Raw genomic sequence first — 23955 nt, 5'->3', positions numbered from 1 at the left:
GGGAACAAGCAGGGGAGAAACGGGTACAGGGCAGATCTTGAGGAGAGCGCTTCAGGACAGACCTTAAGAATAGCGCTTCAGGACAGACCTTCAGGATAGATCAGGCTGCTGATGATAGGGCAGCATCGCCTCCACCTGGCGTCGCGCCCCGCTCAACCAGCGCGCTTCCTCCTCAAGCGCGTCAGCCACGGCTGACTGCAGTCCGGGATGTACCAGCCAGTGCAATGACCAGGTGTCATAGGCCGAGAAGCCGCGGCTGATCTTGTGCTCACCCTGTGTGCCCGGATCAAAGCGCGTCAGTCCCCGCTCAAGGCAGAACTCCAGCCCCTGGTAATAGCAGACCTCGAAATGCAGGCAGTCCGCCTGCACTTCACTGCCCCACCAGCGCCCATAGAGGCAATCGGCACCGACAAGGCACAACGCAGCCGCCACAGGATCGCCATGTTCATCACGCGCCTGCACCAGCAGCAGCTGCTCGGGCATGCTGTGCCTGAGGCGCTGAAAGAACGCCAGTGTCAGGTAGGGCCGTTGTCCGCGCTCCAGATAGGTCATGCAGTAACAGCGATGGAAAGCTTCGAGATCGCTCTCACCGATGGCTTCAGCGCTGAGACGCGCGAGGGTGATGCCCTGCTCGAGCACCTTGCGGCGCTCGCGGCGGATCTCCTTGCGTCGCTTGGAGCGCAGACTGCCCAGCCACTCATCGAAGTCTCGCTCACCTCGCGACTGCCAGTGATACTGCATGCCACCACGCAGCATCAGCTGCGGACTGACGGCTTGCCAGTCGCGGCACTCGTCAAGATCCGCGAACAACAGATGAAAGCCACTGTGCTCAAAGCGTCGCAAGGGCCCGCCTGCGTCGACGGCGGGTGCCACGCCGGCCTGAAGCCTGGGCCACAACCAGGCAAGCAACGCTCGGCGGGAAGGGCCTCCCGTCTCCGATGAGGCCAGGACCAGCCGCGGACCAGCGCTCGGCGTGAAGGGAACTGCCGACAGCTGCTTGGGATAATAACGCCCACCGGCCTGCTCCAGCGCCTCGGCCCATTGCTGATCAAAGACATACTCGCCCCGCGAATGCAGCTTGAGATAGCGCAGCAAGCCGGCGACAAGCCGTCCTGACTCGTCACGCACCAGCAAGTGCGCCGGGTACCAGCCCGTAGACGCGCAGGCCGCGCCGCTGTCTTCCAGTGCACGAAGATAGGCATGTTGCAGAAAGGGATACTCTTTTCCCGCCAGCGCATCCCATTCTGCGGGCGTGACAGCGCTGATCGACGAGAGCACGTCCAGCTGCCAGTTCGCGCCACGTCTGTCAGTGGTCTCAGTCCCGATCTGCCTTCGCGACGCATCACTCTCCTGATGCCCTGCTTCCCGGTGCTCGCTCACCCTGCTCTCCTCTGAAGATACCCACTCTGCCGCCCGGCCGATATGCCGCCTGCCCCAGGACATGCTAGTGTGTCGCCATGATGCAAGACAATGAGACTGCCATGACTGATACATCGCCTCCCGCCGACAAGCCTGAGCCCACGCGCGATACGGCGACGGCTACCGAGCGTCCCACCACTCCCTCTGCGCAGGAAACCCGCGCCGAGACCAATGCCATGGCACTGGCCTCCTTTGCCCTGAGCGTGCTGGGCTGTCTGCTGGCACCCGCGGCATTGGGTGGCATCGTCTGCGGTCATCTCGCCCGCCGACAGATCCGCCAGCGCGGTGATGCCGGCGATAGCTGGGCGCTGGCCGGCCTCATACTGGGCTACCTGCTCATCGCGTTGTCATTGGCGGGTCTGCTGATGTTCGGCGGCATGATGCTCACCATGTTCGGTATCATGGCGTTCAGCAGCTGACGCAGGATGACCCTCCTTCAGCCTGCCCCCGATTTTCATGCCAGCGGGACACCCTGCCGCCTTTAGCACCTGGTGTGCTCCCGCCAGCGATTCCGGCTCCTGTGAGCCGCCTCATACCTGAGCGAGCCTCGATGCTGCACTCGATTCTCGATAATGATTTCTACAAGTTCACCATGCAGAACGCGGTGGTGAAACTGTTTCCCTACGCACGCACCCGTTACGCCTTCATCAACCGGGGCCAGCATGCCTTCCCCCCGGGATTCGGCGAAGCACTGCGCGCGGCCGTGGATGACATGGCACGCCTGGCGCTGAGTGCTGAGGAAAAGGAGTTTCTGGAGCAACAGTGCCCCTTCCTCGACCCCACCTATCGTGACTTTCTTGCCGGCTTTCGCTTCGATCCCGCGGAAATCACCATCACCCAGTCGGGTGAGGAGCTTGAGGTCCATATCGAGGGCTACTGGTACCGCACCATCCTGTGGGAAGTCCCGCTGATGGCGATGATCAGTGAGCTCTGGTACCGCCTTGGTGGCGATCAGCGTGACAGCGACAAGAGCGTGCGTGACAGTACGCTGACCAAGATCGAGCACTACAAGCGTCTGGGGGTACGTGTCGCCGAGTTCGGGACGCGTCGTCGCCATTCCTATGCGGTCCATGATCAGGTAGTGGCCGCCCTCAAGGAACAGGGCCGTGGCTGCTTCATCGGTACCAGCAATGTCCACATGGCCCAGCGTCATGGCACCAAGCCCATCGGGACGCATGCTCATGAGTGGTTCATGTTTCATGCAGCGCGCTTCGGGTTCAAGATGGCCAACATCCTGGCGCTGGAAAACTGGGTGAAGGTCTACCGGGGTGATCTGGGGATCGCGCTTTCAGATACCTTTACCAGTCGTGCCTTCTTCAGAAGCTTCGACAAGAAGTTCGCCAAGCTGTTTGATGGGGTACGGCACGACAGCGGTGATCCCATCGAGTTTGCCGAAGCGACCATTCGCCACTATGAGTCGCTGGGCATTGACCCCAAGACCAAGACGATCATCTTCTCGGATGGTCTGGATACCGACAAGGTTGACCGTATCGTGCGCTACTGTGCCGGTCGTATCGGCATGTCGTTCGGGATCGGCACCAATTTCACCAATGACGTCGGCCCCCAACCGATGAACATGGTCATCAAGATGACGGAAGCCCGGCCCGAGGGTCAGGATTGGGTGCCGGTGATCAAGCTGTCGGATGTGTCCAGCAAGCATACGGGTGATCCGGACATGATCCGTCTCGCGCATCAGGTGCTCTCGCTCAAGGAGCTGGGTCAGACGGCAGACTGACGCGCTCGCCCCTGACACCGTCACCCCGCAATGAAGAAGCCCGTTCAGGATGATGCCTGAACGGGCTTCTTCATGTAGGTCACGCATTCGGCGTCACGACAACCTGCTCACGTCTGCGGCTGGGTCTTCGGTGACTTGAACACGCCATTGAACAGATTGAGCATGACCTGCCAGGAGGCAGCATCCGCCGACGCATCATAGCCGAGCGGGAGGTCGTACCTGGCGGCCTTGGCATCGGACTCCGGATTGGTGAACGCATGCTTCGCCCCCGGATACTGGATCAGGGTCGTCCGCGTACCGAGGGATTCAAAGGTAGACAGCAGCGTGTCCAATCCTTGCTGCGATACCAGAGAATCCGCCTCGCCATTCTGGATCACGACGCGTCCGGCGAAGGGCTCGGGATTCTCGACGGCGATTCCAGGGCTGCCGTGGAAGCTGACGACAGCCTTGAGCGGAGCGCCGGAAAGCGCCATGTTCAACACGACACCTCCCCCGAAGCAATAGCCGATGGCCGCAAGGCGGTCACCATCCACCTCGGGGCGAGAACGCAGCACCGCCAGCGCCGAATTGAAGCTGGATTCGGCCTTCGGCCAGTCACTCATCACCGCCGACGAGAAGGCCTTGGCATCCTCGGGATGCTCCGCCGTGCGGCCTTCACCGTACATGTCTACCGCCATCACGACATAGCCGAGCCCCGCCAGCTGCTCCGCGCGCTTGCGAGCATAACTGTTGAGCCCCCACCACTCATGGACCAGCAGTATGCCGGGACGACGTCCCTTGGCCTTGGCATCACGCGCGATCAGCCCGACATGCTCCTCACCATTGGCACGATAGGTCACGACCTCGGTGACGACCTGCGGTCCTTCGAGGCGGTCGACGAGGGTGCCATCATCGGCCGCCAATGCCTGCCCCGCGGACAGCACCGATTGTGCAAACAACAGACTTCCGGCGCACCAGCCACGTAACATACGCATCGCCCACTCCTTGTGCAGATTGACAGAGTACAGAATGATGGAACGTGCCCACTGTCGTGTCGCGGTCACATCCCTTACTCCCGATTGTCCTCGCTCACCGAGCTTGATGCCACTACCACCCGGTTACGACCACTCCGCTTGGCACTGTAAAGCGCCATGTCAGCACGATGCAGGAAGTCGTCACGGCTCTCCCCGGGCAGCGGCGTGGCGACGCCGAGACTCACGGTACACAACAGCTCCTGCTGCATGAACGCGAAGGTCATGCCGGCAATCTTCTGACGCAGACGCTCTGCCATGCCGACAGCGGTGGCGACCCCGGCATCAGCCAGCAAGATGCCGAATTCCTCGCCCCCCAATCGCCCGAAATAGTCATTGCGCCGCAATTGCTGCTGACAGATGCCGCCCAACCCACTCAACAACTGGTCCCCGGCGGCATGACCGAAGCTGTCATTGACCCGCTTGAAGTGATCCACATCGAACAGGACCAGGGCAATCTGGTCCCGCGAGGCGGATACCAGCAACGTATCCAGCATGGAGAGGAAGCAGCTGCGGGTCATGGCACCGGTCATCGCGTCCGTCATGGCTTCATGCTCGCGCCGCTGTTCGATCAGCTTGCGTTCATTGATATTGCGCGAGACCGACAGAATCCGGAGATAGCGGCCGGTCTTGGGGTCCATCGAGGGCGTGGAGATGGATTCGAACCACAGCGTATGGCCCTGCTTGTGGAGAATTCGGAAGTCGACACGAAAGACCTCTCCAAGACAGGCGGAACGATGGACCTTCCTGGCGACGCGATCTCTGTCATCCGGATGAATCAGCAGCTTGATCTCGCTGCCCTCGATGTCATTCACGCCAAACCCGCAAAGCCTCTCGACGGATGGACTGATGTACTGACAGATCCCGTCACTGCCTTCAATGCTGACCATGTCGCTGACGGAATCGAGAATGAATCGATAGCGCTCCTCGCTCTGACGCAGCGCCCGCTCGATGTGATGGCGCGCCGTGATGTCGTCACAGTAACCATTCCATGTCACGCTGCCATCGATGGGGTCCATCGGTTGGGGCAAGGCCACGCAGGCCAGCCGCCGGGTTTCCCCATCTGGATGCTCATAGTAGATATCCGGCTCCCAGGGCGACTGGGTTTCGGCACTGGCGCGTGCCGATTCAAGCAGTCTTTGCCGCTCCTGGTCATTGAGATGCGACAGGAAGCGCGAGGCATCCTCAAGTGTCGCGTCAACTTCCTCTCCCAGCAGTTGATGGGCGACCGGCGATAGATAGGTATAGGTGAACTCATCCTCCCGGCTGAGCCGGCATTGAAACACCATGCCCGGCATCTGCTGTATCAGATACTCCAGCTGGCGTCGGTGAGCCTCGCTTTCACTGATGTCACTCAGTTGCCCCAACACCTCTCTGACGGCGCCTCCGGCCGCATAGTAGAGGTGCATGTCATCCTGCAGATAGCATTGGCGGCCATCCACATGGCGGAAGGAGTAACGCAGGCTGACGCTGGCACTGCGCGAGTCGACGGCCTCCTGAAAGCGTGCCTGACATTCCGCCAGGTCATCCTCGCAGATGCGTGACTGCCAGATTCGCGGGCTGGCCAGCAGCAGGTCCCGCGACAGGCCCGCCAGCATCTCGACGCCGGAGGAGATGGATTGCAGCTCCTCCAGTGGCCAGGGGCCTCGCGCACAATAGCGCACCCCCGGGGTGTCATTGAGCTGAGTCATCAACCGCTGACGTTGATTGACCGCCTGCTCCAACCGGTGGTGAGTCGCGCTGATGTCACGCACCATCACGGCGACTCGAGGCGAGTCTCCTTGCTGCGTCCGGCCCAGACTCACCAGCTGGACGGAAAGACGACAATCGCCACGTGGCAAGCTCAGGCTGACGTCACACTGCAAGGTCCCGGCTCCTTCCAGACAATGCATGACGTGGGAGTGATACACCCGCTCCAGGGTCTGTCCCGCATGTGCCATGGCGGCGTCATGGTAGAGGTGCCATGCCGGATTCGCCTCATGCAGGTACAGGGAGGTTCCTCTCACCTCCAGCATGGCCATGGGGTCTCTGCTGCGCATCAGCATCATGCGATATGCCTGAAGCTGCTGTCGCTCGTGGGCAAGTGCCTGTTCTCGTAGGGAGATATCGACGACTCGACCGCAGACCGGGTGATTCGCGCCGGAGCGCCAGAGTGTTTCCTCCACCAGCACGCCGTGTCCACTGCGATCCCTGATGCGATAGGTCATCGACCCGGCAGGAGCACCGGAGGCCCGGAAGTCTCTGACTCGCTGACGATCTGCCGCCACGATCAGGGAGAACCACAGTTCGGGATGCTTGAGGAAGTCGCGCTCGCCATACCCGAGCAGACGCTCCACTGCAGGATTCAGGGTAAGGAAGCGCTGGCCGTCCGCGCTCAACATGAACAGGACATCCCCTGCGACGGCATGGTAATGGTGCAGCAGGCGGGCATCTGAGAACGATTCCAGCAATGTGAGACTCCCCTTTGGGTCAGACGTCGCCCCTCAGAGTGCGTCATCACCCCGCGCAAGACCAGTGCGTCACGCCAACGCTGGAGGGCACGTCACCGTCAAGGGCAGGCAGGCCCATGCCGCCTCTGGACTGACAATCTCGATGGGCAGCACGAAAACGCCCGACCCGGAACAGAGTCCGGGTCGGGCGTGAAGGGGGCAGAGCGGAAGGTGCTAGCCTTGTGCGGTACGTGCACCGACCATGGCATCAGCCTGCAGGGTATCCGGCTCGCTGACCGTGTCATGCGGGGCACCATCGCGGGCGACATCCTTGCGCACTCGGCTCGCCGCAGAGGGCGCCTTGGCTCGCCTCTGCGCCGCGCCGGTAGCGTGACGTCGCGTGGCAGTTTCCTGCCGCTCACCACCACGGGCGCGGGAGTGCTCCAGCAATGAACGAAAGTCATCCGGCGTCATGTCAATGCGCTCTGCGGCGGCACTCTCCTGCCAGAGAACATAGATGGCCGGCTGCACACGCCCGAGATCCATGCCGACCACGCGTCCCTGACGTTGTGTCCCGGGGTCGCGCAGCGTCGCACCGATCAGTTCGTGGGCTTCGCGAATGGCATCGTGCATCTGAGACAGCCTGCTTTGGAAGTCAAGAGATCTGCCGAGAACAGCGGCAGTGTGGCAATACCTTCCCTGCATTGCCCCAGTACATGAACATTCGCAGGACGAAAGCGTGCCTGCATGATCTGACATGCCACCCGCGCTCACGAGCGACGTACACGGCGCATGTCAAGAGCAAAGTGTAACACATGTTCATAGTTTCGCTAATCACACCGACACCACCCACAAGAAAGCGGCACATTGCCTGCCATTCGACACTTTTCACCGCACGTTATGCCGACCAAATTCAGAGAGTGTCGCCATCTTTGTAATCTCTGTCTCTCATGCCCCACGCGAATGATGCCAAACGAAGACACGAATGCCTGGAGGACGAGCATCGCGAGGCAAGCCCTCATCTCGAGATTCAGGCGAAAAAAAACCTCCCATGACTGGGAGGTTCAAAGAGTGGATGACGCGATGTCATTCCGAGCAGCATCGAAGCCGGTCTTGGCGCCAACCCTGACCGACACACGATTGAGAGGGGACGAGTGACATTGCCTTGTCCGTGGAGCCTGAGCGCGACGCGAGAATCCTCGGGCCACTCGTCCTCACCTGGGGGAGCCTGTCGAGTTACTGACAGGGCTCCGAATTCTGAGACCTCACCTGTGCCAGCCTGAAGAGATGGCCTCTTCAGGGAACCTCAGGAGAGGCCTTGAGTCATCTTACTTGGCGGCCTGCATGGCCAGTGCGGTGTCAAGCATGCGATTGGAGAAGCCCCATTCGTTGTCGTACCACGCCATGACCTTGACCAGACGCCCTTCGCTGACGCGAGTGTGGTTGCTGTCGAAGGTGGAGGAATGCGCATCGTGGTTGAAGTCGATGGACACCAGCGGCAGCTCGTTGACGGCCAGCACGCTGGAGCCTTCGGCAGCCTTGGTCACGATGGCATTGATCTCTTCGATGGAGGTATCGCGAGAGGCCGTGAAGGTCAGATCGACCAGCGAGACATTGATCACCGGCACGCGAATCGCCAGACCGTCCAGCTTGCCATTGAGTTCCGGCAGCACCAGGCCCACGGCTGCCGCGGCACCGGTCTTGGTCGGAATCATGGAGTGCGTGGCACTGCGGGCACGGTACGGGTCGGAGTGGTAGACATCCGACAGGTTCTGATCGTTGGTGTAGGCATGGATGGTGGTCATCAGACCGTTCTCGATGCCGACTTCGTCGTTCAGCGCCTTGGCGACCGGTGCCAGGCAGTTGGTGGTGCAGGACGCGTTGGACACGACCTGATGCTCTGCCTTCAGCGTGTCTTCGTTGACACCGAACACGATGGTGGCATCGGCATCACCGCTCGGCGCGGAGATCAGCACACGCTTGGCACCGGCTTCGATATGCTTGGCGGCAGCGGCACGCTTGGTGAACAGACCCGTGCATTCCATCACCAAGTCAACATTCAGGCTGGACCACGGCAGTTTGGCCGGATCGCGTTCCGCCAGGATACGAATCTTGTCTTCACCGACGAACAGGTTCTCTTCGTCATGAGAGACCGTCTCGGCGAAACGACCATGCACGGTGTCGCGGCTCAACAGATGAGCGTTGAGCTTCGGATCTCCCAGATCGTTGATGGCAACGACCTGAATGCGATCATTGTATTGGCCTTCATACAGCGCACGCAGCACGTTGCGACCGATGCGACCAAAACCGTTGATGGCGACGCGTAATGTCATGACTCAACTCCTGTGGCGTATGGCAGGTGCAGGTTGGCACATGGCTTCACTGCTCGGGAAGACTTGGCGCATCCCGGGGCAGACCAACGTGGCTCATGAAAGTATCCTACACGCTTTTACGTTAATTTGGCCGAAAGTCGTCCAGTCTTCAAGCAGTTTTTTTGTTAAGTTTACCGAATATTTCGAACAAATGCGTTTCCTGAGCAACGTGACGCGCTACTGTAGCCTGCTCTCGGCAGGATGACCGAGACTCCAGACTTTACAGTGCCGCCGTCACTGGCTAGCGTCGCCCTAGACAGGCACGCCCGATGCACGGGAAGCCCCCATTTCTTCGCCAGCCTCGGCGCCCTGCGCCGCCTGACCCATGAGGTAAGAGCATGTCCGTCAATCCGACCGTCGAGCGCGTGACTCAGCGCATCATTGATCGCTCCAGCGAACGTCGTGCTGCCTATGAGCAACTGATGGAAAGCCAGCAACGCCGTGGCGTCCATCGTTCCGAACTCTCCTGCGGCAACCTGGCGCACGGCTTCGCTGCCTGCGGTGAGACCGACAAGAATCGCCTCAAGCTGATGAACTCGGCCAACCTCGGCATTATTTCGTCATATAACGACATGTTGTCCGCGCACCAGCCATTCGAGGATTACCCGCGCATCATCAAGGAAGCGGTGCAGGCGATGGGGTCCACGGCCCAGTTCGCCGGCGGCGTACCCGCGATGTGTGATGGCGTGACCCAGGGGCAGCCGGGCATGGAACTGTCATTGTTCTCCCGCGACCTGATCGCCATGGCCGCCGCCATCGGCCTGTCACACAACATGTTCGACGGCGCCCTGTTCCTGGGTGTCTGCGACAAGATCGTGCCGGGCCTGTTCATCGCCGCGGCGCGCTTCGGTCACCTGCCGAGCCTGTTCGTGCCCGCGGGCCCGATGCCCTCCGGCCTGCCCAACAACGAGAAGGCGCGGGTACGTCAGCTGTTCGCCGAAGGCAAGGTGGGCCGCGACGCGCTGCTGGAAGCCGAGTCCGCCTCCTACCACAGCCCGGGCACCTGCACCTTCTATGGCACCGCCAACTCCAACCAGCTGATGATCGAGTTGATGGGCCTGCACCTGCCGGGCGCCTCCTTCGTCAATCCGGGCACCCCGCTGCGCGACGCTCTGACCCGTCACGCTGCCGAGCAGACCATCCGCAACAGCGAAGTCGGCGGGGACTATCGTCCCTTCTATCGCCAGATCGACGCTCGCGCCATCGTCAACGCCATGGTCGGCCTGCTGGCCTCCGGCGGCTCCACCAACCACACCCTGCATCTGGTCGCGATGGCGGGTGCGGCAGGCGTGACCATCACCTGGGATGACTTCACCGAGCTTTCCGCCGTGGTCCCCAGCCTGACGCGCATCTATCCCAACGGTCAGGCTGACATCAACCACTTCCAGGCAGCCGGTGGCATGAGCTTCCTGATTCGCGAGCTGCTCAAGGCGGGACTGCTGCACGACATCACCACCCAGGACGGTGGCACCCTGGCCGGCTACGTGCGTGAGCCCTTCCTCGAGAACGGCAAGCTGGTCTGGAAGGATGGCCCCACCGACAGCCTCGACGAGGACGTGCTGCGTCCGGTCGCCAATCCGTTCGCGCCGACAGGCGGCCTGACCGTGCTCGAAGGCAATCTGGGGCGTGGCGTGATCAAGGTCTCCGCCGTCAAGGAAGAGCACCGCCTCGTCGAAGCCCCCGTGAAGCTGTTCAGCGATCAGGACGAGCTCAAGGCCGCCTTCGAGGCCGGCGAACTGGAACAGGACATGGTCGCCGTGGTCCGCTATCAGGGTCCGCGCGCCAACGGCATGCCGGAACTGCACAAGCTGACGCCCTATCTCGGTATCCTGCAGGACCGCGGTTTCAAGGTCGCGCTGGTGACGGATGGCCGCATGTCCGGCGCCTCCGGCAAGGTGCCGGCCGCCATTCACATGACCCCGGAAGCGCTGGACGGTGGCCCGCTGGCACGACTGCGCGAAGGCGATGTCGTTCGTCTGGATGCCAACGCCGGCACGCTGGAAGCCCTGGTCGAGGAAGGCGAATGGCAGGCTCGTGAGGCCGAAGGCATCTCCCGTGACAGCTACCACCATGGCCTGGGCCGTGAGCTGTTCTCCGGGATGCGCTCCCTGGTCGGTGGCGCCGAGGAAGGGGCCTCCAGCTTCGCAGGCTACGGCGACCAGCCCGGCAGCGGCCACGACCGCAATACCCACTGAGCAGCCACGCAAGTCGACTGAGGACGCCACACGATGACTCGTGAGACACCGAGCCGCTTTGCCTTGGTAGGCGACATTGGTGGCACCAATGCCCGGCTGGCACTTGTCCAGCCGGGCAGCCACACCCTCCATGACATCCACACGCTGGCCTGCGCCGAGCATTCCGGACTCGTGGAGGCCGTCCAGGCCTACTACCAGAGACTGGGGCTTGCCCCTGACGAACAACCCAAGGAGGCCTGCCTCGCCTTTGCCTGCCCGGTCCATGAGGAGCAGGTCAGCATGACCAACAACCATTGGTCATTCGCCAAGAGCGACGTGCGCGAATCCTTGGGCCTGACGCGCTTCAAGTGCCTCAATGACTTCACCGCCATGGCACTGGGCGTGCCGCACATCGAGGCCGATGAGCGACTGGCCATCGGTGAGGAACTCACGGAAGGAGCGGGCAATGATGCCGACCCCCGCCTGATCATGGGCCCGGGAACAGGACTGGGTGTCGCGGGTCTGGTACATGGCACCCACAACTGGATTCCGCTGGCTACCGAAGGTGGGCATGTCAGCTTTGCCCCCACCGATGCGCTCGAGGATGCGCTGCTGAAGATCTTCCGGCGCTGGCACGGCAGAGTCTCGGTGGAACGCCTGCTCTGTGGCCAGGGAATGCTCGAGATCTATCGGGCGCTGGGCGAACTGCGCGGCCTGCCGACTCCGCTCGAGAGTGCCGCGGACGTCAGCCAGGCCGCCCATGCCCGCGATGCGCACGGGCAACCCAAGGACAGCCTGGCTTGCGATGCCGTGCTGCGCTTCATGAAGATTCTGGGAGACGTGGCCGGGGATCTTGCCCTGGCACTCGGCGCACGTGGCGGCGTGTATCTCTGCGGCGGCGTCCTGCCGCGCAACCTTGACCTGCTCAGGCAAAGCGATTTTCGCCGCGCCTTCGCCGACAAGAACCGCATGAGCCGTTACAATGCCGCGATCCCTACCTGGGTGGTGACCGCGCCGTGGACCGGTCTGCTGGGGGCCGCCGAGGCACTGCACAATGAAGAGGTGGCCTGACGCGATGCCGTCGGCCACGCTCCTGAACCGTCGAGGAAGCTCGAGATGATTCCTGAAAGTCTGCGCGCACTGGTGGATGCCACGAGCGGCCAACGTACCTGCGAATGGCAAGGCCGCATGCTCCTGATCCTCAACCGCGCCTGGGGCGAGCTGGTCGTCTGCCACCAGGGCGCCCAGGTGCTGCATTACCAGCCAGCATCCCAGCGCCCCTGGCTGTGGGTCACCGAGACACCGGCGGCACTTCCGGGCAGCATTCGTGGCGGCATTCCGCTGTGCTGGCCCTGGTTCGCTGACGAGTATCCTGAGGGCGAGACAGAGCTGCATGGCCCGGCGCGCAAGGCCGAGTGGCGTATCGACGCGGTAGAGGAAGACGAGGAGGAAGGCGTCGAGATCCACGCCTCTCCGCAATCTCCCCTGCACGCGGCACTCTCGCCTCGCGTCGTCATCTTCGCGGGTCGCCACTTCCTGAAGGTGGAGCTGATCACGGAAAATCGCGGCGAGAACCCGGTCAAGATGACCGGCGCCCTGCATACCTACTTTGCCGTGGAAGATGCCTTCCAGTGCCGCGTCACTGGCCTCGCCGGCGCCAGCTATCTGGACAAGCGTCAGGACTTCTCGCGTCTTGATCAGCAAGGCGAGCTGGGCATTCGCGGCCCGCTGGATCGCATCTACCAGTCAAGCCAGGTCCAGGTGCTCGAGGATGGCCAGCGCAGGCTGCGCATTGCAAAGCAGGGCTCCGACTCCACGGTCGTCTGGCACCCGGGCGATGCACCGCCGGCCGATACCAGCGTCGAGAACGCCCGTGGCTTCCTGTGTGTCGAGACTGCCTGTACCCGCCTTGACCCCGTCTGGCTGCCGCCGGGCGCGCAACATCTGCTGGTACAGCACATCTCCCCTCTCGAACAGGAAGGGTGACACTCACGATCCATACACCACCTGTCAGCTTCCCACTGACAGGTGGCTACCGAGCGGCGATCAGCAGGCAATCATCGGCAGGCGCCTTTCCATGGCACTGAATCGTGTCATGCCACGCCTGCCAGCGTCATTCGTCAGCTCAAGGCGCGCTGGTCAGCGACGGACTGCAGACTGGCGACACAAGCTATCCACAACCCATACGATGGACACTTCCATGCTGCAATTGACCCGTAGTGTTTCCTGGCAGGCGCTGACCCGGCTAGGCGAGGTAACCCGCAACGACCGTATTCGCGACTACTTTGCCGCGGACCCCAAGCGCTTCGAGAAGATGAGTCTCCGGGTCGGCGGCCTGTTCCTCGACTATTCCAAGCACCACATTTCCGACGAGGTGATGAAGGCACTGATCGAGCTGGCAGACCACTCTGCCCTCGTTCAGCGTCGCTCCCAGATGTTCTCGGGTGACATCATCAACGTGACCGAGAATCGCCCCGTCCTTCACACGGCCCTGCGCAGCCAGTCCAATACGCCGGTCATCGTTGACGGCAAGGACGTGATGCCGGAGATCCACAGCACTCGCGAGCAGATCCGCGCCTTCTGCGAAAGCGTGCGCAGCGGCGAATGGAAAGGCTATGACGGACAACGCATCCGCGATGTCGTCAATATCGGCATCGGAGGCTCCGACCTCGGCCCCAACATGGCCTGCCGCGCCCTGCTCAAGCATCGTCATCCGGAGCTGAACTTCCACTTCGTCTCCAACGTGGATGGCAACCACATCCAGAAGGTGCTCAAGCGCCTCGATCCGGCCACGACCCTGTTCATCGTCTCCACCAAGACCTTCTCCACGCAGGAGACCCTGCTCAATGCGAAGTCAGCACGTCGCTGGTTCCTGGAGCAGGCAGGTCAGGATGCCGACGTCGGCGCCCACTTCGTCGCGGCCTCCACCAACCGCAAGGCGGCCAAGGAATTCGGCATCCGCGAAGAGAACGTCTTCGAATTCTGGGCCTGGGTCGGGGGCCGCTATTCCATGTGGTCATCCATCGGTCTGCCGATCGCCCTCTCCATCGGCTATGACGGCTTCATGGAACTGCTGGAAGGCGCCTATGAGATGGACCAGCACTTCATCGAAGCGCCGCTGGGCGAGAACATGCCGGTCCTGATGGCCCTCATCGGTATCTGGTACATCAACTTCATGGGTGCCGAGACCCAGGCCATCGTGCCCTACGATCAAGCCTTGCATCAGCTGCCCGCCTTCCTGCAGCAGCTCGACATGGAATCGAATGGCAAGTCGGTGGACATCTTCGGGCGTCCTGTCGACTACAAGACCGGCCCGATCGTGTGGGGCGAGACCGGTTCCAACGGTCAGCATGCCTTCTTCCAGCTGCTGCACCAGGGAACTCGCTACGTTCCCATCGACTTCATCGCTTCCCTGAAGCCGGAGCCGGGTACCGAAGAGCACCACTTCGCACTGATCACCAACATGCTGGCCCAGGCCAATGCCTTCATGGAAGGCAGCCAGGATGGCAGCAACCTCGACCCGCATTACAATTGCCCGGGCAACCGTCCCTCGAGCACGCTGCTGCTTGATGAGCTGACACCGCGCAACCTGGGGGCGCTGATCGCTCTCTATGAGCACAAGGTCTTCGTGCAGGGCGTGATCTGGAACATCAACTCCTTCGACCAGTGGGGCGTGCAGCTCGGCAAGCGCATCGCAGGCGAGATCAGCGCACGCATCGATACTGACGTCCAGGCCTTCGATCCCTCCACCCAGGGCCTGCTGGCACTGGTACGCGAGCACTTCCCGGCCGCAGGAGACAGCATGCAGCCAGAGGCAGGCGTGACCAGCACCAAATCAAGCAAGAAGGCCCCGACGGCCACCACCAAGGGAGCAACCTCCTGATGACTCCGGTAATCGCATTCGGCGAAGCGCTCGTCGACATGCTGTCCAACAAGCTCGGCGGCCAGGCCGTCGAGCAGGAAACCTTCACGCCCTACGCTGGTGGTGCGCCCGCCAATGTCGCCGTGGCCTGCGCACGTCTCGGGCTGCCCAGCCACTTCGTGGGCATGCTGGGCCAGGACAGCTTCGGTGACTTCCTGCACGACGAACTGGCCACCCATGGCGTACGCCTGGATCACGTCAAGCGCACCAGCGAGGCACGCACCGCGCTGGCCTTCGTCTCGCGCGACGAGGATGGCGAGCGTCGCTTCGACTTCTATCGTCCGCCGGCAGCTGACCTGCTGTTTCGTCCGGAACATGCAGGCCCGGAACTGTTCGCTCAACCCGCCATCTTCCATCTGTGCAGCAACAGCCTGACCGACGCCGGTATCGCGGACACCAGCTTCGTGCTGGCGTCTCGCGCACGTGCTGCTGGCTCCTTGGTCAGCGTGGATGCCAATCTGCGTCACAACCTGTGGCCGAATCAGCAGGTCGACGTGTCACTGGTCACTCGCCTGCTGGACAACGCCGATATCCTCAAGCTTTCCCAGGAAGAGGTCGAGGCACTCACTGACGGCCAGCAAGAGTCCGATTGGCTGCAGGCACGCCTGCAGGCCGGCGTCCGCCTGATCGTGCTGACCGACGGCCCGGGCACCATCCGTGCACTGGTGCGCAAGCAGAGCGGCGAGATCAGGACCGTCAGCATCACGCCGCCGGTGGTCAAGGCCATCGATACCACGGCCGGCGGTGATGCCTTCATCGGCGGCTTCCTCTCGGCGCTCAGCGAAGCCGGCGTGGATGCAGCCCTGCTGCATGACTGGTGCGAGGAGGAGAGCCATCTTCAGGCTGCGCTTGAGCGTGCAGCAGCCTGCGGCGCCTTTGCCGTGACTCGCCCTGGTGCCTATGCCGCGCTACCGACTCGAGAAGACCTCACCGCCATGCAGTGAGCGGCCCGAGTGACGTCACTGGCCACCCCTCAGAGCCAGCGACAATCTTGAGACGCGCACGTAAAAGCCCCGCTGATCTGATGATCAGCGGGGCTTTTGGTTTTCTGAGTTCAAGTTCCTGGTTCATGTTCTGAGTACATGTCTTGAGTACATGTTCTACGTACACGTGCCAGGTGTCATGACAGCCCTGCGTCTTTTGACCAAGACCAACCAACAAGAAATATGCCTGCGAAGCGCAGCAGAAAGCCACGCAATCTCCGTCTCAAGTCGGCACCTATCAGACGTAAAAAAGCCGGCCCCGAGGGACCGGCTTTCGTTAGCTTGCTAGACGTTTGAGAGCGTCTTAGAAGCCGTAGTAGATGCCGACTGCAGCGCCGTCACCGTCATCGCCAGAGCGATCGTACTGGGCGTATTCAATGTAGGTGTACATCGCGGAAGAGATGTTGTAAGTCACACCCAGGTTGAATTCGTTGAAGCTGTCGTCGCCACCGTTGTCAGAAGCAAGAGTGGAATTGTCTTCAGCGTCGACGTACTGGTAGCCGCCGTAGACGTCGCCCATGCCGTAGCCGTAGCGTGCGCCGATACCGTAGTAATCAACGTCGGTGTCGTCTTCTTCACCAGCAAAGCGCTCAGCCTTGACGGCGATGCGCAGGGCGTCAACGGTGTACTGACCGGTGATACCGTACTGGTCGCCGATGTCACTGCCGTTGGTGGCTTCGAACTGGTCCAGGTTGTCATACACACCAGCGATGGAGAAACCGCCGACGGTGTACTTGGCACCTGCGAAGAAGGACGCCTGGTTGGAATCAGTGACGTTCTCGCTTTCACCGTCGCCTTCGAAGTTGGAACCGACAGCGAACTGCAGGCCGCCCATGACCGGAGACATGTACTGCAGCTTGTTGCCTTCACGAGTTTGAGACGTAGTATCAGTCCCATCGGAAATGTTGCTGCTGGAATCAGTCAGGTCGAAATATTCGTTGTTGGAGATCGGATCCTGGATCCAGTCGTCCATCAGCTGATCCCAGGAACCGATACGCGCGTCACCGAAGGAACCCTTGGCACCGACGTAGGACTGGTCGCCATCGTTCAGGCCGTTACCAGTACCCTTGGATTCGTCAGCGTCGTATTCCCACTCGGCCTTGAAGTAACCAACGATGTCGTCGTTGATCTTGTGCTCACCCTTGGCACCGAAGGTGGAACCGTTGTCGCCCAGTTCACTTTCCGGGTCACCGCCGAGCTGGTCGACATAACCGTATGCCAGCTGAACGTTGCCGTAGATGTCCAGCTTGGTGCCGTCTTGATTGTAGACGGTTGCAGCGGAAGCGGAGGTAGCAGCCAGGGCAGCAGCGCCGGCGATGGCAGTAGCCAGAAGTGTCTTTTTCATCGCGATAGTTCCTTAACTAGCGTTAACTGTTCGATCGTGTCTGCCGGTGGCAGTGGCCGAGGTTCCGGGCGCTTGATGACGCCTCTAAAACCCTGTGGCCTTGTTATTATCCAATGCTCGCAGGGAAACCATATACCGGGCTTTCAGGATGTGCAACAGAAAAAAACACTGTTTTCGATCACTGGTCCTGAACCAATACGCCGGTCAATTGTCTGGCGTGCCAACACTCTAGAGCGGAAGAATGAAGGATTCATGACAACCATGGGTTTTCTCGAGGGTTTTGACGTTCGCTGATTTCCCGGCAGTCAAAGCGAAGACACACTTGCCTCAGCCATGACATGCAAGACAAAAGTAGCATGCACTGAGCCGATGAATTCTTTGTCATCTCACGCCATTGGAAGCTCATCATTCCCCTTGCATGCCATCGTGCAAATCTCTGGAATCGAAAGGAAAACGAGCATGGACGCGCCTCGGTGAAAAATGACGTGGCAGTCAATTTTCGGTGTCTTCTTCAACGACTCACCGCTTTCCTCCGATGACCTTGACGTGATGAAACCCCGATCACTCGATGGAGTGACCGGGGTAGTCCATGGTGGCCTGATCATGATCAGGCTGAATGCCGCTGGTCAGAGCATCACTGACGGCAGTACCTCACGTCGCGACTCTGGTGAGGGATAGCGCAGGATCGACATGTCGCCTGCACGAAGTTTCCACATTCCTGTCGCCTCAAAACCGCGATGGAGCATGGCGCCATCATTGGCTTAGCCAGTTGGGCAGGAAGAGTGAGATCGACGGGACATAGGTGATCAATACCAGGAACAGCAGCAACAACGACAGCCACGGGAGTGCGGCACGAATGACCCAGGTCATCGGCTTGCCGGTGATACCTGCGGTGACGAACAGGTTGAGCCCCACTGGTGGCGTCAGCATGCCGATCTCCATGTTGACCACCATGATGATGCCGAGATGGATCGGATCGATGCCCAGCTGCGTCGCGATGGGAAACAGGATCGGGGCCATGATCAGCAGAATGGCCGAGGGCTCCATGAAGTTGCCCGCCGCCAGCAGCAGCAGATTCATCACGATCAGGAACCCCCAGGCTGGCAGCCCCCAGCCGATGATGGTCTCGGCGATGGTGTGAGGAATGCGTTCAGTGGTCAGCACATGGGCGAACAGCATCGCATTGGCGATGATGAACAGCAGCATCATCGAGACGCGCGCACCATCCAGCACCACCTTCTTGACCTCCTGGTCCGAGAATGAGCCCACCAGGCCTGCCGGCACCTGCCAGAGAGCACGCAACCCGGCCCTGCCCCATGCTTCGTTGCCTCTGCGCCATGGCACGTCCTTCAAGGGCCCCATGTCGCGATAGCCCACCACTGCGATGAACCAGGCGTAGACCGTCGCGACCGCCGCCGCCTCGGTGGGGCTGGCCACCCCGCCGTAGATCGAGCCCAGCACGATGAAGATCAACATCAGCCCGCCCATCGCGACCAGCCCCGAACGAGCCAGCGTCCTGAGGCCCGGGAACGGCTGTGAAGGCAGTTTCTTGATTCGGGCAGCGATATAGATGGCCACCATCAGGATGCCGCCCATCAACAGCCCGGGGATCAGGCCCGCCATGAACATCTTGGCCGCCGAGACCTCCGTGGCCGCGGAGTACACCAGCATCACGATGGAGGGAGGAATCAAGATCCCCAGGGTACCGGCATTGGTGATCACCCCGGCCGCGAAGGATTCGCTGTAGCCCTGACGCACCATGCCCGCGATCACGATGGAGCCAATCGCCGCGACCGTGGCCGGAGAGGACCCCGAGACGGCGGCAAACAGCATGCAGGCCAGTACCGAGGCCATCGCAAGCCCGCCACGGACATGGCCGATGGCATCGGTCGCGAAGGTGATCAGGCGGCGTGCCACGCCTCCCGTCGAAAGGAAGGTGCTGGAAAGAATGAAGAAGGGAATCGCCAGCAAGGTGTAGTGATGCGACAGGGCTTCAAACAGCTTGATGGCGACCGAGCCCAGCGAATCACTCGAAAACAGCAGTATCGTCGTGACACTGGAAAATCCGAGCGCGAAGGCGATCGGCATGCCGAGAAAGATGCCACCGAACAGCAGCGCGAACAGAGTGGCTATGGTCATCGTCTGGGTTCCTGATCACTGTCACGTTTACCACCGGCACCATCGGAGCTGTCACCAATGACCGAGTCAGCCGGCTGCACCAGGTGCATGCTGTCCTCGCCTTCGTCGTGAAAGCCGAAACCGCTGGCATCTCCGCGTATCACCTTCCAGCCCAATACCGCGAAGCGCAGCATCAGCAGCAGCATCGCGATGGGCAGGATCGTCAGGGCATACCACTTGGGTATCGCGATATCCTCGAGTTCGATACCGATCATCTGCATCAAGGACAGATATTCGTAACTGCCGACCAGCAGCATCACGCAGTACGCCATGCAGATGACCAGCGCGGCCAGGGTAGCCACCCGCTGCCAGATCAGTGGCAGCATCTTCACCACGACATCCACACCGATGTGCGCGCCCTGCTTGACGCCCCACGACACGCCGATCAGCACGAACCAGCCCGCCAGATAGAGAGTGGCTTCCTGGGACCAGCTGATACCGGTATTGAAGACGAAACGCAGCACCACCTCGACGAAGACCAGCAATACCATCGCCACCAGCAGCAGCGAGAACAGCGTCTCTTCTGCCTTGTGTAGCCATCCAAGTTTCATGGCAATGTCCTCATGCCCTTCATGGAGACTTGCCTCGCACGAGAGGACGGACATGTCGCGTCTCCCGGCGAGGCAAGTGATTGTCGGCCTGCGCGTCTCAGCGATTGGCATCCTGAGCGGCATCGATGATGTCCTGACCGATATCATCGGCGAATTCACCCCACACCGGCTTCATCGCATCCACCCACTGCTGGCGCTGCGCATCGTCCAGCGTGATGATCTCGCTCTGACCGGAGTCGATGATGGCCTGCTTGGCCTCGAGATTCTTGGCCTGGGACAGCTCATTGCCATAGGCGATGGCTTCATCCAGCGCTGACTTGACCTCGCCACGCACCTCCTCCGGAAGCCCATTCCAGAAGCGTGCCGAGGACACCACCATGTAATCCAGCACGCCGTGATTGGATTCGGTGATGTAAGGCTGCACTTCAAAGAACTTCTGGGAATAGATATTGGAATAGGTATTTTCCTGACCGTCGATGGCCTTGGTCTGCAGCAGGATGAAGACTTCGGAGAACGGCTTCTTCAGCGAGACGGCGTCCAGCGCATCGAACTGCGCCTCGAGCACGTCAGAGGTCATGATGCGGAATTTCTTGCCATCCGCATCATCTGGCACCGTGAGCGGTGAGGACGCGGAGAGCTGCTTCATGCCGTTGTGCAGATACCCGAGTCCGACCAGCCCCTTGGGCTCCAGCGCCGTCAGCAAGGATTGGCCTGTCTCGCTGCTCTGGAAGCGCTCCACCGCTTCCATGTCCTTGAACAGGAACGGCAGATCGAAGACCTGCAGCTGATCCGTGTATTTCTGGAACTTGGAGAGTGACGGAGCCGCCAGCTGGACATCGCCCAGCAGCATGGCTTCCAGCACCTTGTCATCCCCATAGAGCTGGGAGCTGGGATAGAGCTCAACGGCCACCTGATCCCCCAGTCGCTCTGCGACCAGCTCCTGGAACTTCTTGCCCATCTGCCCCTTGGGGGTGTTTTCCGCGACGACGTGAGAGAACTTGATGGTGATAGGGTCGGCCATGACAGCGGTCGAGGCCATCAGAATGGCGGCACTCAGGGCTGTCAGGGCAGGCTTGAAAAGGCGCATGGCAGTTCCTCTCGGAATCTTGGTTGTTATTGGGGGTTGGTCATCTGTTGATCATCCCGCCTGGCGTGTGCTGCATCACGACACTCGGCATGAGCGCGAGTCGCAACGCCAGACATGAGCGCGAGCAGGGACACCTGGGTATAGCGAGTACCGCGCCATGAGCAGCACATTCCCAGTTTTTTCGATTGGATTCAGATACCTGTGACTAAAACCCTTCTTCGCGACATGAGTGGGCTTGCCGACAACGCCGGCCCGATGTGCGGATTTCCACCCACCAACGACAGAGCCCCTGTGCGGCAATCCGCACAGGGGCTCTGAACACTGACGATCGAGGTGACATGTGCGGGCTGGCCATGGGGCCTGCCTGCACGACACGTCGCTAGCGGTGCTTGGTCATCAATTCACTCAGCTTGTGGCTGATGCGCTGGCTGGCAGCCTGCTCCTCACGCTCCTTCTGCTGACGAGTCAGCTCCGCGAGTTGCTGACGTGCATGCAATGCCTCGTCTTCCGTGACGGCACCCACGGACTGACCTTCAAGATCGACCCGCTGCGTGCCGGCACGAACGGCCTTCAGGTATCGAGGCAAGTGGACGTAGCCCGCCAGAGCGCGGCGCACGAGCTTCTCGTCCCAGGGCTCGTTCTCCAGCAACTCGACATGGATGCCGATCTTCAAGGGACGGGTGTGGCCCTTGAAGAAGGTATCCGGATAGCGCTTGTACCATTGCTTGAGCAGCGCCTGGGGCGACGGCGGCGTTGCCTGGTCCGGTGTCTCGTCAGAGCCAGCGGATTCGGCTGGCGCGTCGTTAGACATTGCTGGCGACGGTGCAGACTCGGCGTCAGCGGTCTCACCCGAGGCCACACCGGGTGACTCGCTCGCGGAGGCCAGCTGCTCCGCGGCAGCTTCCACCTGCGCAGCACTGGGACGCGCATCCTCCACCGGCTGTGACGCGGGGGACTGTGCGCTGCGTTCGCGCAACTCGCGCAGCTCGGCATCACGCGCCATCAAGGCCTCGCTCAGCCCGGTCAGCTGCGCCTGCTGCTCCTGCATCTGCTGGCGCAGCGCGGCCAGCGTCTCGCGTAGCTGGGCATTTTCCGATTCCAGCGCCAGACGAGCCTGACGCTCTCCGTCACGCTGCTGTCGCTGGGTGTCGGCTTCATGTTCAAGCGCAGAGTACAGCGCTTCGAGGCGATCCATCGTCAAGGCCTGAGCCTCCCTTGCACGCTATGGGCAGTTCCGTTTGGCACCAGTCTGTGTCAGTACCTGCTGACTGTAAAGTTCCCGCTGGCAGGCGCAAGCGCTAGTCGTCCCTGCGCTCATAGCGCACGAAGTCATAGGCAGGCAGGCCTTCACCACTTTCTCCCGGCACACGCTGAGCTTCTTCCCAGTCAGCACCAAGCTCCGGGAAGTGCGCATCGCCTTCGATCTCGACCGCTACCTCGGTCAGGTACAGACGCGTGGCGACGGGCAGTGCCTGTGCATAGATCAATCCACCCCCGATCACCATGATCTCGTCCACACATTCGATCATCGCATGGTGGTCCGCCATGTTGAGCGCCGCCGCCAGATCGTGACAGACCCGTACGCCATCGTGGTGGAACTCGCTGTCACGCGTGACGATGATATTGAGTCGATTGGGCAGCGGCTTGCCGATGGAGGCAAAGGTCTTGCGCCCCATGATCACCGGCTTGCCCTGGGTCGCATGCTTGAAGAACTTCAGGTCTTCCGGCAGGTACCAGGGCAGATTGTTGTCGACACCGATCACGCGATTGATCGACATGGCGGCGATCATCGCCACCGGGACCACGGTCTCGGCGGCGGCACTCAGCGGAGAAAATTCCTTGTCACTCATACGGCCACCTGCGCCTTGATATGCGGATGGGATTCATAGCCTTCGATGGCGATGTCATCGAAGGTGAAGTCGAACAGATCCGTCACGTCCGGATTCAGCTTGAGCGTCGGCAGGGCCAGCGGCTCGCGCGTCAGCTGCTCACGCGCCTGCTCCAGATGATTGCTGTAGAGGTGGGCATCGCCGAGGGTATGAATGAACTCCCCCGGCTTGAGGCCACAGACCTGAGCGATCATCTGGGTCAACAGCGCATAGCTGGCGATGTTGAACGGCACGCCGAGGAAGATGTCGGCGCTGCGCTGATAGAGCTGGCAGGACAGCCGACCCTCGGCGACATAGAACTGGAACAGGGCATGACACGGCGGCAGGGCCATCTCATCCACCAGCGCCGGATTCCAGGCCGAGACCATCAGACGGCGCGAGTCCGGGTTGGTCTTGATCTGCTCGATCAGATGCGTGATCTGATCCACGCTGCCGCCTTTCGGATTCGGCCAGCTGCGCCACTGGTAGCCGTAGACCGGCCCGAGATCGCCATTCTCATCGGCCCACTCATCCCAGATACGCACGCCATTTTCCTTGAGATAGGCGATGTTGGTGTCGCCTTTCAAGAACCACAGCAGCTCGTGGATGATCGAGCGCAGGTGCAGTTTCTTGGTGGTGACCAGCGGAAAGCCTTCGGCCAGATCGAAACGCATCTGGTGACCGAAGACACTCAAGGTACCGGTACCGGTGCGGTCGCCCTTTTGCGTGCCGTTTTCCAGCACGTGGCGCATCAGATCGAGATAGGGTTGCATGGGCAGCGGGTCCGTACGGCGGATCAGAGGCTGGCTCGGCGAGCGGATCCGGGGGGATCGGCTCTGCACCAGCCTCTTCATGAATTCGAATCGTTCACTTGACGATATT

At 61.2% G+C, this 23955-nt stretch carries 19 protein-coding genes; 7 read left to right on the top strand and 12 right to left on the bottom strand.

Features of this window, described 5'->3' with window-relative positions:
• Positions 1-90 precede the first annotated feature (90 nt).
• Positions 91-1380 (bottom strand): GNAT family N-acetyltransferase, encoded by a 1290-nt coding sequence (locus tag QD228_RS03800; RefSeq protein ID WP_279874484.1) that lies wholly within the window; start codon positions 1378-1380, stop codon positions 91-93.
• A gap of 101 nt (positions 1381-1481) precedes the next feature.
• Between QD228_RS03800 and QD228_RS03795 the strand changes: the two genes are divergently transcribed.
• Both QD228_RS03795 and pncB read left to right on the top strand, forming a co-directional pair.
• The gene (locus QD228_RS03795) at positions 1482-1838 is read left to right on the top strand and encodes a DUF4190 domain-containing protein (protein ID WP_240499666.1); all 357 of its coding nucleotides are present in this window, start codon (positions 1482-1484) and stop codon (positions 1836-1838) included.
• 131 nt (positions 1839-1969) lie between these two features.
• Entirely contained in the window at positions 1970-3154 is a 1185-nt protein-coding gene (pncB, locus tag QD228_RS03790) for a nicotinate phosphoribosyltransferase (RefSeq protein WP_279874481.1), read from the top strand.
• A 107-nt stretch (positions 3155-3261) separates the two neighbouring features.
• Here the strand turns inward: pncB and QD228_RS03785 are convergent, their stop codons facing one another.
• The 4 genes from QD228_RS03785 to gap all read right to left on the bottom strand — a co-directional run bounded on the left by QD228_RS03785 (position 3262) and on the right by gap (position 8926).
• A complete protein-coding gene (locus tag QD228_RS03785; protein WP_136938791.1) occupies positions 3262-4128 on the bottom strand; it encodes a dienelactone hydrolase family protein in 867 nt (288 codons plus the stop codon).
• A gap of 74 nt (positions 4129-4202) precedes the next feature.
• Positions 4203-6614, bottom strand: coding sequence for a diguanylate cyclase (locus tag QD228_RS03780; RefSeq protein ID WP_279874479.1), 2412 nt, complete (start codon positions 6612-6614; stop codon positions 4203-4205).
• Between the two features lie 213 nt (positions 6615-6827).
• Positions 6828-7226 carry a hypothetical protein gene (locus tag QD228_RS03775; protein ID WP_084208031.1) on the bottom strand — a complete coding sequence of 133 codons (399 nt, stop codon included), beginning with the start codon at positions 7224-7226 and terminating at the stop codon, positions 6828-6830.
• Between the two features lie 695 nt (positions 7227-7921).
• Positions 7922-8926, bottom strand: coding sequence for a type I glyceraldehyde-3-phosphate dehydrogenase (gap, locus tag QD228_RS03770; protein WP_077375144.1), 1005 nt, complete (start codon positions 8924-8926; stop codon positions 7922-7924).
• A gap of 377 nt (positions 8927-9303) precedes the next feature.
• Here gap and edd point away from each other — a divergent pair, with 377 nt between their 5' ends.
• The 5 genes from edd (at position 9304) to QD228_RS03745 (ending at position 16005) form a co-directional block, all read left to right on the top strand.
• The gene (gene edd, locus QD228_RS03765) at positions 9304-11160 is read left to right on the top strand and encodes a phosphogluconate dehydratase (protein ID WP_077375147.1); all 1857 of its coding nucleotides are present in this window, start codon (positions 9304-9306) and stop codon (positions 11158-11160) included.
• Positions 11161-11193: 33 nt separating this feature from the next.
• Complete coding sequence (gene glk, locus QD228_RS03760; protein ID WP_279874477.1) at positions 11194-12210, top strand: glucokinase; 1017 nt, start codon at positions 11194-11196, stop codon at positions 12208-12210.
• A 45-nt stretch (positions 12211-12255) separates the two neighbouring features.
• Complete coding sequence (locus QD228_RS03755; protein WP_141392205.1) at positions 12256-13125, top strand: D-hexose-6-phosphate mutarotase; 870 nt, start codon at positions 12256-12258, stop codon at positions 13123-13125.
• Between the two features lie 214 nt (positions 13126-13339).
• Positions 13340-15022, top strand: a complete 1683-nt coding sequence (gene pgi, locus QD228_RS03750) for a glucose-6-phosphate isomerase (protein WP_084208026.1) — start codon at positions 13340-13342, stop codon at positions 15020-15022.
• Positions 15022-16005 (top strand): carbohydrate kinase, encoded by a 984-nt coding sequence (locus QD228_RS03745; protein WP_279874476.1) that lies wholly within the window; start codon positions 15022-15024, stop codon positions 16003-16005. Before pgi ends, QD228_RS03745 begins: the two co-directional genes overlap by 1 nt.
• A gap of 343 nt (positions 16006-16348) precedes the next feature.
• On the opposite strand, the gene QD228_RS03740 is transcribed toward QD228_RS03745, so the two are convergent.
• The 7 genes from QD228_RS03740 to QD228_RS03710 form a co-directional block, all read right to left on the bottom strand.
• Positions 16349-17389, bottom strand: a complete 1041-nt coding sequence (locus QD228_RS03740) for a porin (protein ID WP_279874475.1) — start codon at positions 17387-17389, stop codon at positions 16349-16351.
• Between the two features lie 753 nt (positions 17390-18142).
• Positions 18143-19528 carry a TRAP transporter large permease subunit gene (locus QD228_RS03735; RefSeq protein ID WP_077375166.1) on the bottom strand — a complete coding sequence of 462 codons (1386 nt, stop codon included), beginning with the start codon at positions 19526-19528 and terminating at the stop codon, positions 18143-18145.
• Positions 19525-20118 (bottom strand): TRAP transporter small permease, encoded by a 594-nt coding sequence (locus QD228_RS03730; protein WP_084209616.1) that lies wholly within the window; start codon positions 20116-20118, stop codon positions 19525-19527. Before QD228_RS03730 ends, QD228_RS03735 begins: the two co-directional genes overlap by 4 nt.
• 97 nt (positions 20119-20215) lie before the next feature.
• Positions 20216-21205 (bottom strand): TRAP transporter substrate-binding protein, encoded by a 990-nt coding sequence (locus QD228_RS03725; protein ID WP_077375169.1) that lies wholly within the window; start codon positions 21203-21205, stop codon positions 20216-20218.
• Positions 21206-21584: 379 nt separating this feature from the next.
• On the bottom strand, positions 21585-22400 hold the full coding sequence (locus tag QD228_RS03720; protein ID WP_084208022.1) for a ProQ/FINO family protein: 816 nt from the start codon (positions 22398-22400) through the stop codon (positions 21585-21587).
• Between the two features lie 103 nt (positions 22401-22503).
• A complete protein-coding gene (locus QD228_RS03715; RefSeq protein ID WP_279874474.1) occupies positions 22504-23055 on the bottom strand; it encodes a dihydrofolate reductase in 552 nt (183 codons plus the stop codon).
• Positions 23052-23846, bottom strand: coding sequence for a thymidylate synthase (locus QD228_RS03710; RefSeq protein WP_279874473.1), 795 nt, complete (start codon positions 23844-23846; stop codon positions 23052-23054). Before QD228_RS03710 ends, QD228_RS03715 begins: the two co-directional genes overlap by 4 nt.
• Positions 23847-23955: the final 109 nt, after the last annotated feature.

Source organism: Cobetia sp. 3AK, from assembly GCF_029846335.1.
GTDB classification, from domain to species: domain Bacteria; phylum Pseudomonadota; class Gammaproteobacteria; order Pseudomonadales; family Halomonadaceae; genus Cobetia; species Cobetia marina.
Note: the sequence above shows the minus strand (reverse complement) of the source record. Positions and strands in the feature narration are given on the sequence as shown.